Raw genomic sequence first — 14200 nt, forward strand, 5'->3', positions numbered from 1 at the left:
GCAAGCCCGGGAGACGACTCATCACATGGCGCCGGGCTCGGGGGAGTCGAAGTACGGGTACTTCTTCATGAAGTCCTCCAGGGCGGCACCGCTCACCGCGGAGCAGTACTGGAACGCGCCGACCTGCTTCGAGGGGTCGGTCTCGCCCTGGCCGCCGGCCGACCAGTGCGTGAACGCGACGTGCTGGCCGTCGGGGAACTTCGCGCCGTCCTCGTCGGTGGACTTCCACGGGGCGGCGATGAACTTGTCGCGCATGTCGTCCGAGGAGCCGGAGAACTTGTCGGCGATCGCCTTGACCTCGTCGAGCGCCGTGGAGTCGTCGGCGATGGTGGAGTCGTACCAGAGGATCGTGTAGCCGTGCTCGAGGTTGTGCACCAGCGCCTCGAGTTCCGGGCGCTCGTCCGCGGTGTAGAACTTCTTCGCGAACGGCGCGGGAGCGACGCCGGCCTCGTTCCAGTGGGCACCGAACGCCGGCGGTGCAGTCGTGTAGTCGACCGGCGTGCCGATCGGGACGTGGTTCTGGTTGCCGTCGGCCTTCTTGGTGGTGATGTCCTGGCAGGACGAGGCCGGTGCGCCGATGTCGGAGAGCGCGGTGTTGTCGTACTTCCGCGCGTCGAGCTTGTCCTTGACGATCGGCACGATGGCGGCCGCGAGGATGCCGACGGCGATCAGGACGCAGACGCCGACGATGGCGAAGTTGCGCCGGCGGTCGGCACCCTTCTGCTTCTTCCGCATCTGCTCGACGACCGCCTTGCGGTCGATCTTGTCGGACTTGGTGGTCTTGGCCACGGCTCGATTCCCTCTACGGCTGGACGACGACGGCAGAGTCTACGGGCGGACCGGTCGCAACCGGGCATCGCTCGGCGAATCCGACTGCACGAGCTCCCAGCCGTGCGCGAACGCGAGGGCACCCAGCGGGCGCGCCAGGCCCTTCGGGACCGTCACCAGCAGCGTTCCGCCGTCGCCCGTCGAGTGCGACGGGACCAGGCCGAGGACGTCGCTGATCGCCGCGGCGAACTCGTCGGCCGGGGCGGGGGCGCCGAACGGCGCCCGGTCCGCGGCGACACCCTTGAGGGCGCGGACGACGGCCTCGCGGGCGCCGTACCCGAACAGGTCGCCGCCCTCGGCGCGGACCAGCGCCGCGGCGCCGGGGCCGTCCTGGTCGGCCGGCAGCACCAGGTCGGCCCGGCCGCGGACGACCGCGAACGGGCGTCCGGCGAGCTTGCCCTGGGCGAGGTCCGCCATGCCGGCGATCTCGTCCGCGACGGCCGGCAGCGTCACCGCCAGCTCGTTGCCGTGCGCATCCGTGCGGCCGGCGTACTCCTGGGCGACGACGAGCCCGGCGGCGCCGATCGCGATGTCCGTCTGGCCCTCCCGCCACGCCCGTCCGGCCGTGTCGGTCACGACCACGGCCACGTTGCGGCCGGTGCGGCGCCGTACGTCGGTGCGGATCCGGCGCGCGGAGGCGTCGGGGTCGACCGGCAGCAGCGCGATCGAGCCGGCGGGCACGTTCGAGTTGTCGATGCCGGCCGCGGCCATGGTCAGGCCGAGCCGGTTGCGCACGATCGTCGTGGGACCGCGGCGGGCGACCACGCGCACGGTCTCACCCGCCAGCGCCTCCTCACGGGTGCCGCGGACCACCCGGCGCTCGGCCTTGCTGACCACCTTGCTGGTGATCACCAGGACGTCGCCGTCGACCAGCGCGAGCAGGGGGACCAGCAGCTCGACCAGGTCGGTGCCGGGCCGCACCTCGCCGACGCCGTCGGGTGCGAGCACCTCGACGCGGTTCATCGAGCGACCAGCTCCACGGCGGCGGCGGCCATCGCGGCGGTGGCGCCGACGTCGGTCATCATCAGCGGGACGGCGCGGCACGGCAGCCCACCCGCGACCACCCGGTCGACCTGGTCCCGGTCGGTCTCGTCGACCAGCCAGCCGTCCAGGACCCCGCCGTCCGCCCGGCTGCCGTAGTGCAGGCCCACGCCGGCGGCGCTGACCTCGACCTCGATCGCGTTCAGCATCTGCTCGGCCATCCCGCGCACGTGGGTGCCGCCGACGATGGGGGAGAGGCCGACGACGGGCGCGGACGTGGCGACCAGCGCCTCGCGGACCCGCGGCACGCCGAGGATGGTGCCGATCGAGACGACCGGGTTCGACGGCGGAAGGACGACGAGGTCGGCGTCCGTGATCGCGTCGATGACCCCCGGCGCCGGCGTGGCGTCGTCCAGCCCGACGAACACCACGGCCTCGGCCGGCACCGCGGCGCGCAGCCGCACCCAGTACTCCTGGAAGTGCACGACCCGGCGCCCGCTGGGCGAGTCCGCGTCGGCGATCGCGACGTGGGTCTCGACCCGGTCGTCGGTCATCGGCAGCAGCCGGACGCCCGGCTGCCAGCGCCGGCAGAGGGCGGCGGTCACCTCGGAGAGCGCGTAGCCGGCGTCCAGCATCTGGGTGCGCACCAGGTGGGTCGCGATGTCCCGGTCGCCCAGGCCGAACCACGACGGCTCCACGCCGTACGCCGCCAGGTCCTCCTTGACGCTCCATGTCTCGTCGCGGCGGCCCCACCCGCGCTCGGCATCGATGCCGTCGCCGAGGGTGTACATCACCGTGTCGAGATCGGGGCACACCTTGAGTCCGTGGACCCACAGGTCGTCCGCGGTGTTCGCGACCACGGTGACCGTCGCGTCGCGCTCGACCCCGGGCAGCAGACCGCGCTCGATGCCGTGCAGGAGACCCTGGAGGAACCGGGCGCCACCCATCCCACCGGAGAGCACCGTGAGGTTTCGCATGCGGATACCTTGCCGCACGGGGTCCGCGCAGCGTTTCGCCGGTCTTCGCCATAGCAGATCCGGGGTTGACTTTCGGGGTACGACAGGCATGTAATTCCCACAGTGTCGTTCGCGATTCCTTCGCGGGATCCGGACCCGTCGCCGACGGGGCCGCGGGGGGAACGGGGATGTGGGAGCAGTACCGGGTCGAAAGGGCAAAGCCGTGAGAGAACTATTTCTCCTCGACGGGGACGCCGAGGAAGCGGGTTGGCAGGAACGTGCGCTCTGCGCACAGACCGATCCCGAGGCGTTCTTCCCTGAGAAGGGAGGATCGACGCGGGAGGCCAAGAAGGTCTGCCTGACGTGCGAGGTGCGAGACGACTGCCTCGAGTACGCGCTGGGCAACGACGAGCGCTTCGGCATCTGGGGCGGTCTCTCCGAGCGAGAGCGCCGCAAGCTGAAGAAGCGCGCCGTCTGACCTCGGTCCGACTCGTCTGACGCGGTGGGGGTGCCCCGGGGGAGGGGCACCCCGCCGAGACGGCTCCCCGGATCCTGCTCCCCCGGATCCTGCTCCCCCGGATCCTGCTCAGGGCCCGGCCGTTAGGGTCTGGCCCGTGGTTTCCTCGGTCACGGCGCTGCTCGTCAGTCACGACGGCAGTCGCTGGCTGCCCGCCGTCATCGACGGCCTGACCGCCCAGACCACGCCGGTCGATGCGGTCCTCGGGATCGACACCGGCAGCAAGGACGAGAGCGCCGAGCTCGTCGAGCGCGCCTTCGGCGCCGTGCTCAGCGCGCCGAGCTCCACCTCCTTCCCGGCCGCCGTGGACCTGGGCCTCGAGCGGCTGCGTGAGCAGGGGTCCACCAGCGAGTGGATCTGGCTCCTGCACGACGACGCCAACCCCGCGCCGGATGCGCTCGCCGCGCTGCTCGAGGCCGCCGCGGCCGACCCTGCCGCCGACGTGCTGGGCCCGAAGCTGCGCGAGTGGCCCTCGCTGAAGCGACTGCTCGAGCTCGGCGTCACCATCTCCGGCACCGGCCGGCGCGAGACCGGTCTCGAGCGCGGCGAGTACGACCAGGGCCAGCACGACGAGGTCCGCGAGGTGCTCGCGGTGAACACCGCGGGCATGCTGGTGCGCCGCACGGTCCTCGAGGAGCTCGGTGGCTTCGACCGGCAGCTGCCGATGTTCGGCAACGACCTGGACTTCGGCTGGCGCGCGGCGGCCGCCGGGCACCGCACCCTCGTCGTACCGCAGGCGGTCGTGTTCCACGCCGAGGCCGCGCACCGCGGAGTCCGGCGTACCCCGCTGACCGGCCGGCACACCCACTACCAGGAGCGCCGGGCCGCGCTGTTCACCCTGCTCGCCAACGCCCGGCGGCGGTCGCTGCCGTGGCTGGCGGTGCGCCTCTTCTTCGGCACCCTCCTGCGGATGGTCGGGTTCCTCGTCGTCCGCTCGGTCGGCGAGGCACTCGACGACCTCGCGGCGCTGCTCAACATCTACGCCCACCCCGGCGAGATCCGGGCCGCGCGCCGTGCGCGTCGGGAGAAGGGCGCGGTGGCGGAGGAGCACGCGCGGTCGCTGCTGGCGCCGTGGTGGGTGCCGTACCGGCACGGGCTCGACTTCCTCGGCGACCTCGTCGCGGCCGCGACCAACCAGGCGCAGGACGTGGCGGAGCGGCGTCGCATCGCCGCCGCCGAGCACGCCCCCGCCAGCACGCTCACCCGCCCGCGCACCGACGAGGACGACCTCCTCGAGGACACCGGCTGGGTGGTCCGGTTCGTGACGAACCCGATCGCTCTCGCGATCACGCTGTTCGTCGTGGTCGCGCTGGTCGGTGCCCGCGGCGTGCTCGACTCGGTGGCCGGCGGCGGCCTGTCGCCGGCACCGTCGGTCGTCTCGGACTGGTGGCGCCTGTACGGCGAGACCTGGCACCCGCTGGGCACGGGCACCGCGGTCCCTGCCCCGGCGTACCTCCTCCCGCTCGCGCTGCTGGCGACGCTGCTCGGCGGCAGTCCCGGCGCCGCGGTCTCGGTCGTCCTCCTGCTCGCGGTGCCACTGGGCGTGTGGGGTGCCTGGCGGTTCCTGCGCGTCGTCGGCCGCCTGGTGACCTCGGCCGGTGCGCCGCGCTGGGTGCTGCTCTGGGGCGCGACGACCTGGGCGCTGGTGCCGGTCGCGTGCGGGGCCTGGGGGGACGGCCGGCTGGGCGTGGTGGTCGTCGCGGCGCTGCTGCCGTGGCTCGCCCACGCGGCGCTCGGCTTCGCCGACCCGGACGCGGACCGGCGGTGGCGGGCCGCGTGGCGGACCGGGCTGCTGCTCGCCCTCGCGACGGCCTTCGCGCCGGTGCTGTGGCTGTTCGCGGTCGTCCTCGGGCTGGTCGTGGTCGTGGCGGCCTTCCTCATCGTCCGCGGCGCGGGCCGGGACCGGTCCGTGTGGGGTCCGCCCGCCGCGGCCGTCGGCCTGGTGCCGCTGCTGCTGGCGCCGTGGTGGGTCCCCGCCCTCCAGCGCCGGGCGGGTGCCGCGCTGCTGCTCGACATCGGGCGGCTGCCGGCGCCCAGCATCGACGGGCTCGACCTGGCCACCGGCCGGCTCGGCGACCTGGGCGCACCGTGGTGGCTCGGCGCCGTCCTCGCCCTCTTCGCCCTCCTCGCACTGCTGCCGCGCGCGACCCGGATCCCGGTGCTGGTCTGCTGGGTGGTCGCCCTGGTCGCGGCGCTCGTGGCTGTGCTGCTGGGCGCGTTCTCGCTCGACCTCGCCGCGACGACCGCCGAGACCGGGCTCGGCGCCCTGGTCGTGGTGCTGCAGGGGGCGTTCCTGGTCGCGGCCGTCCTCGGCGCCGTCGGGGCGACGCGCGAGCTGCTCTCCTGGCGGCGGGTGGTCGCCGCGGTCGTGGCCGTCGGCGCGGCCGCCGTACCCCTCGGCACGCTGGGGTGGTGGGTCGTCGGGTCGGACAACGCCATCGACGAGGGCATCGACAGCGACATCCCGGTCTACATGGTGCAGAGCTCGGAGGAGGGCCCCGAGCACGGCATCCTCGTCGTCCGCGGCAGCGTCGACGACGGCCTCAGCTACACCGTGCGCCGCGGTGACGGCGTGACGCTCGGCGAGGACGAGGTCCTCAACCTGACCGCCGAGGACACCGCGTTCACCGGCACCGTGCGCGAGCTGGTCTCGCGGCCCACCCCCGCGGTCGTCGACGAGCTCGGCAGGAACGGCATCGAGTACGTCGTGCTCCCGTCGCCCGCCGACGGCGACGTGGCCGCGGTCCTCGACGCCGCCGCAGGTCTCGTGCAGGCGAGCGCGGCCGACCGGTCGACCCGGGCCTGGCAGGTGGACCGGCGGCTCGACGCGTCCGGCCTCAACGGGCCGACGTCGTGGCTGCGGGTCGCGCTGCTCATCGTCCAGGGCGTCGCGATCCTCGTGGTGCTGGTCCTCTGCCTGCCCACCGCGAACCGGAGGCGGTCGTCATGAGCCACTCCGCACCCGCAGGTCGCCGGGCCACCTCCAGGCTGAACCTGACGACGCTGCTGGCGGTCGTGCTGCCGGTCGTCTGCGCCCTCGCGCTGCTGCTCGTCCGCCCGTCCGAGCCCGCTGACACCGCGGCGGCGCCGGCGCTGACCGCGCTCACCCGCTCGACCGTGGTGTGCCCGTCGGGCTCCTCGGCGGTGTCGATCTCCAGTGCCGCCGAGGGCGTCGACGGGCCGGTCCAGGTCGGCCTCGGCTCGGACAAGAAGGAGGCCCAGGTCGCCTCCGGCAGGACGACGTCGCTCGACGCCGGCGACGGGCCGGTCGCGGTGTACGGCGAGGACGACACCGCACCCGGCCTGGTCGCGGCACGGTTCGGCACCGACCAGCCCGCGGTCGCGAGCTGTGTCCCGCCGGCGGCGCACTCCTGGTTCACCGGGGTCGGCGCGGGAGCCGCCCACACCTCGATCCTCGAGCTCACGAACCCCGACTCCGGCACCGCGGTCGCCGACGTCACGGTCTACGGCCGGCACGGCGTTGTCGACGCGCCGCGGCTGCGCGGCATCTCCGTGACCGGCGGCAGCAGTGTCCGGCTCGACCTCTCCTCGATCGTCCCGCGGCGCGACGAGCTCGCGCTCGAGGTGGTCGCCGCCCGCGGCCGGGTCGGCGCCACGATCCTGGACCGGTACGACCCGCTCGGCCGCGGGCGGACCACGCAGGACTGGCTGTCCGCGCAGGCCGATCCCGCGACCGCGAACCTGCTCCTCGGCATCGCTCCGGGATCCGACGCGCGGCGTGCCCTCGTGGTCGCCAACGGCGGCTCCGACGAGGTCCGCGCCACGATCCAGGTCGTGACGGAGGAGTCGGTCTTCACGCCCAAGGGCGTGCCCGACCTGCGCATCCCCCCGGAGAGCGCGGGCAAGCTCAACCTGTCCGCCGCGCTCGCGGACATCGTGAAGAAGGGCGACGTCACCGGGCTGCTGATCACCGCCAACGAGCCGGTCACCGCCTCGCTGCGCTCATACGCCGAGGGCGACCTCTCGCACGCCGTACCGGGCCCGGTCGTCGACGGCCCGTCGACCGTCCTGCTGCCGGCGGGGACCAAGGGGGAGGAGCGCAGCCTGCTGCTCGCGGGTGCCGCCGGCGCCGGGACCGTCGACGTCGTCGCCCGCACCGCCTCCGGTGAGGAGCTGCACGACGTGAAGGTGGACGTCAGCCCCGACCACGGCATCACGGTCGCGCTCCCGGCCGGGGCCGAGCTGGTGACCGTCACGCCGACGGGGACCACGATCAGCGGCGCCGTGCTGATCACCGACGACGGCGCTGCGGCCGTCCCGCTCACCGTGCCCGCCATGAACGGGCTGGTGCCGGCCGTGCGCCCCGGCCTGCCGTAGGACACCCTACGGGCGGACCCGGCGGCTGACCGGACCGCGGCGGAGCAGGCTGCCGATCTCGCGCGGGACCGTGCGGCGACGGAGCGCGGCGCTGTCGCCGGCGTCGCCGTGGACCATGCTGTCGACGACCTCCTCGAGCACCTCGCGTGCGGACCTCCGGGGCGTCCAGCCGAGCTCCTGCCCGGCCCTTGACGCGTCGAGGACCGGGGCGTGGCGGGCCAGGTCGACCCAGCCGGGGTCGACCTGCTGGAGCCGCAGGTGCCAGGTCGCGCTGGCGGCCGCGCGGAGCACCGGCATCGGCACCGCGACCCGCCGCGCGCCGAGCACGTCGGCGATCTCGTCGGCGTCGACGGAGCCGGCCGTGAGGTTGAAGGCGCCGCCCGTCTTCCGGTCCAGCACCCGCGCGATCGCGTCCGCCACGTCGTCGGCGTGCACCATCGACAGCTGCACGACGTCGTCGAGGGGCAGCACCGGCAGCCAGGTCAGCAGCCGTCCCGGCACGAGCAGCGGCACGGCGTACCGGAGCAGGCCGCCGGCGGCGCGTCGCTGCCCGATGATGCCCGGCCGCATCCGGGTGACCGTCAGGCGGCCGTCGTACTCGTCGAGGAGCTTCTCGGCGGCGGCCTTGTGCCGGGAGTACGGCGAGGACTCGACCCCGTCCGTCGGGTGGTCCTCCCGCACCGGGCTCAGGTCGCGCCGCGGGGAGTAGGCGCCGACCGAGGACTGGTGCACCAGGTGCGGTACGCCGGCGCGCACGGCGGCCTCCGCCACCCGCCTCGTGCCGTCCACCCCGAGGGCACGGAGGTGGTCGATCCGGTGCGAGGGCTGGAACCCCCAGGCCAGGTGCACGACGGCATCGGCACCCTGCACCGCGCGCTCGAGGTCCGGCACCTGCGCCTCGTCCGTCAGGTCGACCCGGTGCCAGTCGAGACGGTCGTCGTCGGGCGGTCGCCGTACGATCCCGACCACCTCGTGGCCGTCGTCGACCAGCCGGTCCACCAGCGCCGACCCGACGTTCCCGCTTGCTCCCGTGACCGCGATCCGCATGCCACCCGGTGCCCACCCACCCCGCCGTTGAATCGGTCAGTCGCTCTCGTACCTCGGGTCGACCTGGTCGGCGTCGATGCCCAGCAGCTCGGCCACCTGCTCGACGACCACGGTCAGCACCATCGCCTCGAGGTCCTCGCGGGTCTCGCAGCGGTGCTCGATCGGACGCCGGAACAGCACCAGCCGGGTGGGGGTGGTGCCGGAGCCGCGCACGAGCGAGGAGAGCGGCACCGTCCCGGACGCCCAGTCGTCGGGGATCTGCGGCGCGTCCTCGACGGCGTACTCGACCAGGCCGAGCCGGTCCTGCCAGCGCGCGTCGATGTCGGTGACGATGCCGAGCGCGAGGTCGTCGAACCGCTCGCGGGCCGTGGGCAGCTCGGGCTGCCCGGGAACCCGGGGGAGGACGGCCGGGCCACGCATCCCGCGCCCGCGCCGGTCACGAGAAGGCCGCTTCCGATCCACGCCGCGAGCCTAATGGGGACCGGTGGGGGAGGCGGGTACCGTCTGCCGCGTGAGTCCTGCCCGCCGCTGTTCGCGCACGGCCTGCGGCCGCGCCGCGATCTGCACGCTGACCTACGTGTACGCGGACCAGACCGCGGTCCTCGGACCGCTGGCGACCTACGCGGAGCCGCACGCCTACGACCTCTGCGAGGTGCACAGCGAGCGACTCAGCGCACCGCGTGGGTGGGAGGTGCTCCGCCTCGCCACGGACACGGCGGCCCCGGGACCCTCCAGCGACGACCTGCTGGCGCTGGCCGACGCCGTCCGCGAGGCCGGGCGCCCGGCGCCGCAGGCACGGATCGCCCCCGCCGAGGAGACCGGTCGCGAGACCGCCCGCCGGGGTCACCTCCGGGTCCTCACCACCGACTGAGCCACCGGCACTATCCTCGCGCCATGGCCGACACCCTCGACCCGGCGAACCTGCGCGCGGTCTTCAAGGCGTACGACGTCCGCGGCATCGTTCCCGACCAGGTCGACGAGGACCTGGCCCGGGCGACGGGCGCGGCGTTCGTCCGGGTCACCGGCGCCGCGACGGTCGTGGTCGGCCACGACATGCGGCCGAGCTCGCCCGGCATGGCCGGCGCGTTCGCCGAGGGCGCGAGCGGAGCGGGCGCGGACGTCGTCCTGATCGGCCTCGCGTCGACCGACCAGCTCTACTTCGCCTCCGGCCACCTCGGTCACCCCGGCGCGATGTTCACCGCGAGCCACAACCCGGCGCAGTACAACGGCATCAAGATGTGCCGCAGCCACGCCCAGCCGATCGGCGTGGAGACCGGCCTCGCCGACATCCGCGACCTGGTGCCCGGCCCGGTCCCGATCGCCTCTGTCCCCGGCGACATCTCCGAGCACGACGTCCTGGAGGCGTACGCCGCACACCTGCTCGCGCTCGCGCCCGTCAAGGGCCGGCCGCTCAAGGTCGTGGTGGACGCCGGCAACGGCATGGCCGGCCACACCGGACCCGCCGTGTTCGAACGCCTCGGGCCGGACGTCGAGCTGGTGCCGATGTACTTCGACCTGGACGGCACGTTCCCGAACCACGAGGCCAACCCGATCGAGCCGGAGAACCTCCGCGACCTCCAGGCCCGGGTGCTCGCCGAGGGCGCCGACATCGGCCTGGCCTTCGACGGCGACGCCGACCGCTGCTTCCTCGTCGACGAGCGCGGCGGGTTGGTCTCGCCGTCCACGCTCACCGCCCTGATCGCGACCCGGGAGCTCCGCAAGGAGCCGGGCGCCACCGTGATCCACAACCTCATCACGAGCAGGGCGGTGCCGGAGATCGTCGCGGAGCTCGGCGGCAACCCGGTCCGCACCCGCGTCGGCCACTCCTACATCAAGGCGACGATGGCCGAGACCGGGGCGATCTTCGGAGGGGAGCACAGCGGCCACTTCTACTTCCGCGACTTCTGGCGCGCCGACTCCGGCATGCTCGCCGCGCTGCACGCGCTCGCGGCACTCGCCGAGACCGACGTCCCGCTGTCCGGGCTCCTCGCCGAGTTCGAGCGCTACGTGCTCTCGGGCGAGATCAACAGCGAGGTCACCGACCAGACCGCGGTCATGGACGCCCTCGAGGCGTCGTACGCCGGCCGCGACGGCGTCACCACCGACCGGCTGGACGGCCTCACCGTCAGCCACGCCGACTGGACCTTCAACGTCCGACCGTCCAACACCGAGCCGCTGCTCCGCCTCAACGCCGAGGGCCGCGACGAGCAGACCATGACCCGCGTCCGAGACGGCGTCCTCGCCGAGATCAGGAGTGACCGATGAACATCAACCCCGCGCTTTTGGAGATCATCGTCTGCCCGGCCTGCCGCTCGGACCTCGCCGTGGAGGGTGAGGAGCTCGTCTGCACCGGGTGCGGGCTGGCCTACCCGGTCCGCGACGACATCCCGGTGCTGCTGGTCGACGAGGCCCGCAAGCCCGCCTGACCATGGCCACCTGGTTCGACGAGTCCCGTCTGGACGACGCCGCCGTGCTCGAGTCCGCCGGCGGCGGGCTCCGGCTGCTCGCGGAGACCGGTGCCCGGGTGCGCCGCGACGCGGGCGACGCCAGCGAGGCCACCGCGGAGGCGGTACGCCGCGGCGAGGAGCTCGCCCGGCCACGTGCGGTCGTCGCCGCGGGTCCGGACTCCCGCCTGCTCCGAGCCGTGCTCGAGCCGTGGTGCCCGGTGCCGTTCGTGGCCTGGCCCGGCCCCGCGCTGCCGGGCTGGGCCGGCAGCCTCGACCTGGTCGTGGTGCTCGCTCCCGACGGCGCCGACACCGGGACGGCCTCGGCCGTCGCGGAGGCGGTCCGCCGCGGCTGCCAGGTCATCGTGGCCTGCCCGCCCGCGTCCCTGGTCGCCGACCACGCCGCCGGCCGCTGGAGCACGATCCTCCCGACCACCACGCGGGACCAGCTCGCGACGGCGGTGATCGTCCTGGACTACCTGCACCGCGTCTCGCTCGGCCCCGAGGCGGACGCCGAGCAGGTCGCCGACGCCCTCGACCAGGTCGCGATCGAGTGCTCGCCGCACCGCGACCTCGCCGTCAACCCGGCGAAGATGCTGGCCATCGCGCTGGCGGACGCCAACCCCCTCGTCTGGGGCGGCTCGGTGCTGGCGGCGCGTGCCGCGCGCCGGGTCGCCGAGTCGATCCGGCGCGCCAGCGGCCGGACCGCGCTCGCCGGCGACGCCGAGCACCTGCTGCCCGTCCTCGAGGCCACCCGCCCCCGCGACGTCTTCGACGACCCGTTCGCCGACCCGGCAGGAGACCTGCGCCCGATGCTGCTCGTGCTCGATGACGGAGCCGAGGACCCCGTCGTGCGCGAGCACCGCGGCCGGCTGCAGGCGGCCGCCGTCGCACACGGCGTACGGGTCGAGACGGTGACCACCGAGGCGCCCTCCGAAGTGGCCAGGTACGCCTCGCTGCTGCTGAGCGGGACCTACGCCGCGGAGTATCTCCGGATCGGCTTCGTCGAGGACTGAACCCACCGCCCAGCGGGTAACCGGAGGACGTGGCCGCCACCCCCCGGGACCCCTGGTTCGACAACGCCAAGATGGCGTTGGTGACCTTGGTCGTCGTCGGGCACGCCTGGGTGCTGCTGCCCGACACCGCGGTCAACGAGCACCTCTACGACTTCCTGTACGCCTGGCACGTGCCGGCGTTCGTCTTCGTGACCGGCTATCTGTCCCAGCGCTTCGCCTGGACCCGGATGCGGATGTGGCAGCTGTTCCGCACGGTGGTCGTCCCGTACCTCCTCTTCGAGTCCGCGCTCGCGCTGTTCCGCATCTACGTCGGCGGCGAGGAGCTCGCCGACCTGTTCCGCGACCCGCACTGGCCGATGTGGTACCTCTCGGCGCTGTTCCTGTGGCGGCTGGTGACGCCGGTCTTCAAGCCGCTGCCGTTCGGCATGGTGGCCGCCGTGGCGGTCAGCCTGGTCGCGGGCATGTACGCCGGCGACACCCTCGACCTGGCACGCGTGCTCGGCCTCCTGCCGTTCTTCGTGATGGGTCTCAAGGCGACTCCCGAGCGGCTCGAGCTGCTGCGCAAGCGACCGGCCAGGGTCGCCGCGGTGGCCGTGCTGGTCGGCATCTGGATCGCGACGACCTGGACCGACGGCTGGGCCAGCACCGAGTGGCTCTACTACCGGTCCAGGTACGACGAGATGGGGTACGCCGACGACCTGCACGCGCTGCTCACCCGCAGCCTGGTGCTCGCGATCGGCTGCCTCGGCGCGTGGGCGTTCCTCGCTCTCGTGCCGCGGATCCGGGGCTGGTTCACCGCCATGGGCGCCTACACGCTGGTCGTCTACCTGTTCCACGGCTTCGCGGTGAAGGGCGCCGACTACGCGGGGTTCGACAACTGGTCCGACGACCACGCGATCCTCTCCTTCGGCATCACGACGGCCGGTGCGGTCGCACTGGCGCTGCTGCTCGCGAGCGCCCCCGTCGCCCGCCGGCTCAAGGACCTGGTCGACCCGCTCGGCTACGCCGAACGCCACGTCGAGCAGGCCGTCGACCTCAGCGCCGCCAAGGACCAGGTGCAGCCCGAGGTGCAGGCCGAGCTCGAGTCGTCCGCCGCCGAGGAGCCCGTGAGCTCCCGATAGGCTCGACCCCATGGCTGGTGGGCTCTTCGCGCTGCTCGACGACGTCGCAGCACTGGCGCGGATGGCCGCCGCATCGATCGACGACGTCGGTGCCGCGGCGGGCCGCGCGACCACCAAGGCCGCCGGCGTGGTGGTCGACGACACCGCGGTGACGCCGCAGTACGTCCACGGCGTGACCGCCGACCGCGAGCTGCCGATGATCCGCAAGATCACGGTGGGGTCGCTGCGCAACAAGCTGCTGATCATCCTCCCGGTGGCACTGGTGCTCAGCCAGTTCCTGCCGGGCCTGCTGACGCCGATCCTGATGGTCGGCGGATCCTACCTCTGCTTCGAGGGCGCCGAGAAGGTGTGGGGCCGGCTCCGTGGCCACGACCACCACGACCACCCGGTCGCCGAGGACGGCCCGGACGCCGAGAGGACGATGGTCGCCAGCGCGATCCGCACCGACCTGATCCTGTCCGCCGAGATCATGGTGATCGCGCTCAACGAGGTCGCCGACCAGGCGTTCCTCGCCCGGCTCGCGATCCTCGTCGTCGTCGCGGTCGTCATCACGATCGCGGTGTACGGCGTCGTCGCGATCATCGTGAAGCTCGACGACGTCGGTCTCTCGCTGGCGCAGCGGTCGTCGTCGGTCGCGCAGAAGGTCGGGCGGGGCCTGGTGGTCGGGACCCCGAGGCTGCTCTCGGTCATCTCGGTGGTGGGCGTCGCCGCGATGCTCTGGGTGGGTGGACACATCGTCCTCAACGGCCTCGACGAGCTCGGGTGGCACCCGCTCTACGACCTCGTGCACCACGCCGAGCAGGCCGTCCACCACGGCGTCCAGGGGTGGCTCGTCAACACCGCTCTCTCGGCGGCGTTCGGACTCCTGCTCGGGCTGCTGCTGATCCCCGTCGTCAACGTGGTGTCGCCGCTCGTCGGCAGGGTGCGCCGACGATTCTTCGGAAACTCCTAG

14 protein-coding genes are annotated in these 14200 nt (G+C 73.5%); 9 read left to right on the forward strand and 5 right to left on the reverse strand.

Annotation, left to right across the window (positions count from 1 at the left end; translation table 11 throughout):
- Nucleotides 1–21: 21 nt before the first annotated feature.
- The 3 genes from ACVW2K_RS10135 to cofD are packed head-to-tail and all read right to left on the reverse strand — an operon-like array spanning nucleotide 22 to nucleotide 2786.
- Nucleotides 22–789 carry a DUF3105 domain-containing protein gene (locus ACVW2K_RS10135; protein ID WP_028637191.1) on the reverse strand — a complete coding sequence of 256 codons (768 nt, stop codon included), beginning with the start codon at nucleotides 787–789 and terminating at the stop codon, nucleotides 22–24.
- Between the two features lie 39 nt (nucleotides 790–828).
- Nucleotides 829–1791, reverse strand: coding sequence for a coenzyme F420-0:L-glutamate ligase (locus ACVW2K_RS10140; protein WP_457202416.1), 963 nt, complete (start codon nucleotides 1789–1791; stop codon nucleotides 829–831).
- Nucleotides 1788–2786, reverse strand: coding sequence for a 2-phospho-L-lactate transferase (cofD, locus tag ACVW2K_RS10145; protein ID WP_457202417.1), 999 nt, complete (start codon nucleotides 2784–2786; stop codon nucleotides 1788–1790). Before cofD ends, ACVW2K_RS10140 begins: the two co-directional genes overlap by 4 nt.
- Nucleotides 2787–2988: 202 nt before the next feature.
- On the opposite strand from cofD, the gene ACVW2K_RS10150 reads away from it, so the two are divergent.
- From ACVW2K_RS10150 to ACVW2K_RS10160, 3 genes are all read left to right on the forward strand, one after another.
- On the forward strand, nucleotides 2989–3243 hold the full coding sequence (locus ACVW2K_RS10150) for a WhiB family transcriptional regulator (RefSeq protein ID WP_028637188.1): 255 nt from the start codon (nucleotides 2989–2991) through the stop codon (nucleotides 3241–3243).
- Nucleotides 3244–3379: 136 nt separating this feature from the next.
- Entirely contained in the window at nucleotides 3380–6232 is a 2853-nt protein-coding gene (locus ACVW2K_RS10155; protein WP_457202418.1) for a glycosyltransferase, read from the forward strand.
- Entirely contained in the window at nucleotides 6229–7620 is a 1392-nt protein-coding gene (locus ACVW2K_RS10160; RefSeq protein WP_457202419.1) for a DUF5719 family protein, read from the forward strand. The genes ACVW2K_RS10155 and ACVW2K_RS10160 overlap by 4 nt, the downstream gene beginning before the upstream one ends.
- A gap of 6 nt (nucleotides 7621–7626) precedes the next feature.
- Here ACVW2K_RS10160 and ACVW2K_RS10165 read toward each other — a convergent pair whose 3' ends face one another.
- Together ACVW2K_RS10165 and ACVW2K_RS10170 are read right to left on the reverse strand one after the other, a co-directional pair.
- Nucleotides 7627–8667, reverse strand: a complete 1041-nt coding sequence (locus ACVW2K_RS10165; protein WP_457202420.1) for an NAD-dependent epimerase/dehydratase family protein — start codon at nucleotides 8665–8667, stop codon at nucleotides 7627–7629.
- Between the two features lie 36 nt (nucleotides 8668–8703).
- A complete protein-coding gene (locus ACVW2K_RS10170; protein ID WP_028637185.1) occupies nucleotides 8704–9129 on the reverse strand; it encodes a metallopeptidase family protein in 426 nt (141 codons plus the stop codon).
- A 49-nt stretch (nucleotides 9130–9178) separates the two neighbouring features.
- Here ACVW2K_RS10170 and ACVW2K_RS10175 point away from each other — a divergent pair, with 49 nt between their 5' ends.
- Genes ACVW2K_RS10175 through ACVW2K_RS10200 form a run of 6 tightly spaced genes read left to right on the forward strand, consistent with a single transcriptional unit; the run spans nucleotide 9179 to nucleotide 14200 of the window.
- Entirely contained in the window at nucleotides 9179–9538 is a 360-nt protein-coding gene (locus tag ACVW2K_RS10175; protein ID WP_028637184.1) for a DUF3499 domain-containing protein, read from the forward strand.
- 23 nt (nucleotides 9539–9561) lie between these two features.
- Nucleotides 9562–10932, forward strand: coding sequence for a phosphomannomutase/phosphoglucomutase (locus tag ACVW2K_RS10180; protein WP_028637183.1), 1371 nt, complete (start codon nucleotides 9562–9564; stop codon nucleotides 10930–10932).
- A complete protein-coding gene (locus ACVW2K_RS10185) occupies nucleotides 10929–11093 on the forward strand; it encodes a Trm112 family protein (protein ID WP_457202421.1) in 165 nt (54 codons plus the stop codon). Before ACVW2K_RS10180 ends, ACVW2K_RS10185 begins: the two co-directional genes overlap by 4 nt.
- Before the next feature lie 2 nt (nucleotides 11094–11095).
- Entirely contained in the window at nucleotides 11096–12127 is a 1032-nt protein-coding gene (locus ACVW2K_RS10190) for an SIS domain-containing protein (RefSeq protein WP_028637182.1), read from the forward strand.
- Between the two features lie 29 nt (nucleotides 12128–12156).
- Complete coding sequence (locus ACVW2K_RS10195; protein ID WP_457202422.1) at nucleotides 12157–13248, forward strand: acyltransferase family protein; 1092 nt, start codon at nucleotides 12157–12159, stop codon at nucleotides 13246–13248.
- A 10-nt stretch (nucleotides 13249–13258) separates the two neighbouring features.
- A complete protein-coding gene (locus tag ACVW2K_RS10200) occupies nucleotides 13259–14200 on the forward strand; it encodes a DUF808 domain-containing protein (RefSeq protein WP_457202423.1) in 942 nt (313 codons plus the stop codon).

This window comes from Nocardioides sp. HB32, from assembly GCF_054058995.1.

Excerpts from the sequence above, each read along its gene's own strand:
- ACVW2K_RS10140 (WP_457202416.1), bottom strand. The coding sequence starts at position 1,791 with ATGAACCGCGTCGAGGTGCTCGCACCCGACGGCGTCGGCGAGGTGCGG.
- cofD (WP_457202417.1), bottom strand. The coding sequence starts at position 2,786 with ATGCGAAACCTCACGGTGCTCTCCGGTGGGATGGGTGGCGCCCGGTTC.
- ACVW2K_RS10160 (WP_457202419.1), top strand. The coding sequence starts at position 6,229 with ATGAGCCACTCCGCACCCGCAGGTCGCCGGGCCACCTCCAGGCTGAAC.
- ACVW2K_RS10165 (WP_457202420.1), bottom strand. The coding sequence starts at position 8,667 with ATGCGGATCGCGGTCACGGGAGCAAGCGGGAACGTCGGGTCGGCGCTG.
- ACVW2K_RS10180 (WP_028637183.1), top strand. The coding sequence starts at position 9,562 with ATGGCCGACACCCTCGACCCGGCGAACCTGCGCGCGGTCTTCAAGGCG.
- ACVW2K_RS10185 (WP_457202421.1), top strand. The coding sequence starts at position 10,929 with ATGAACATCAACCCCGCGCTTTTGGAGATCATCGTCTGCCCGGCCTGC.
- ACVW2K_RS10190 (WP_028637182.1), top strand. The coding sequence starts at position 11,096 with ATGGCCACCTGGTTCGACGAGTCCCGTCTGGACGACGCCGCCGTGCTC.
- ACVW2K_RS10200 (WP_457202423.1), top strand. The coding sequence starts at position 13,259 with ATGGCTGGTGGGCTCTTCGCGCTGCTCGACGACGTCGCAGCACTGGCG.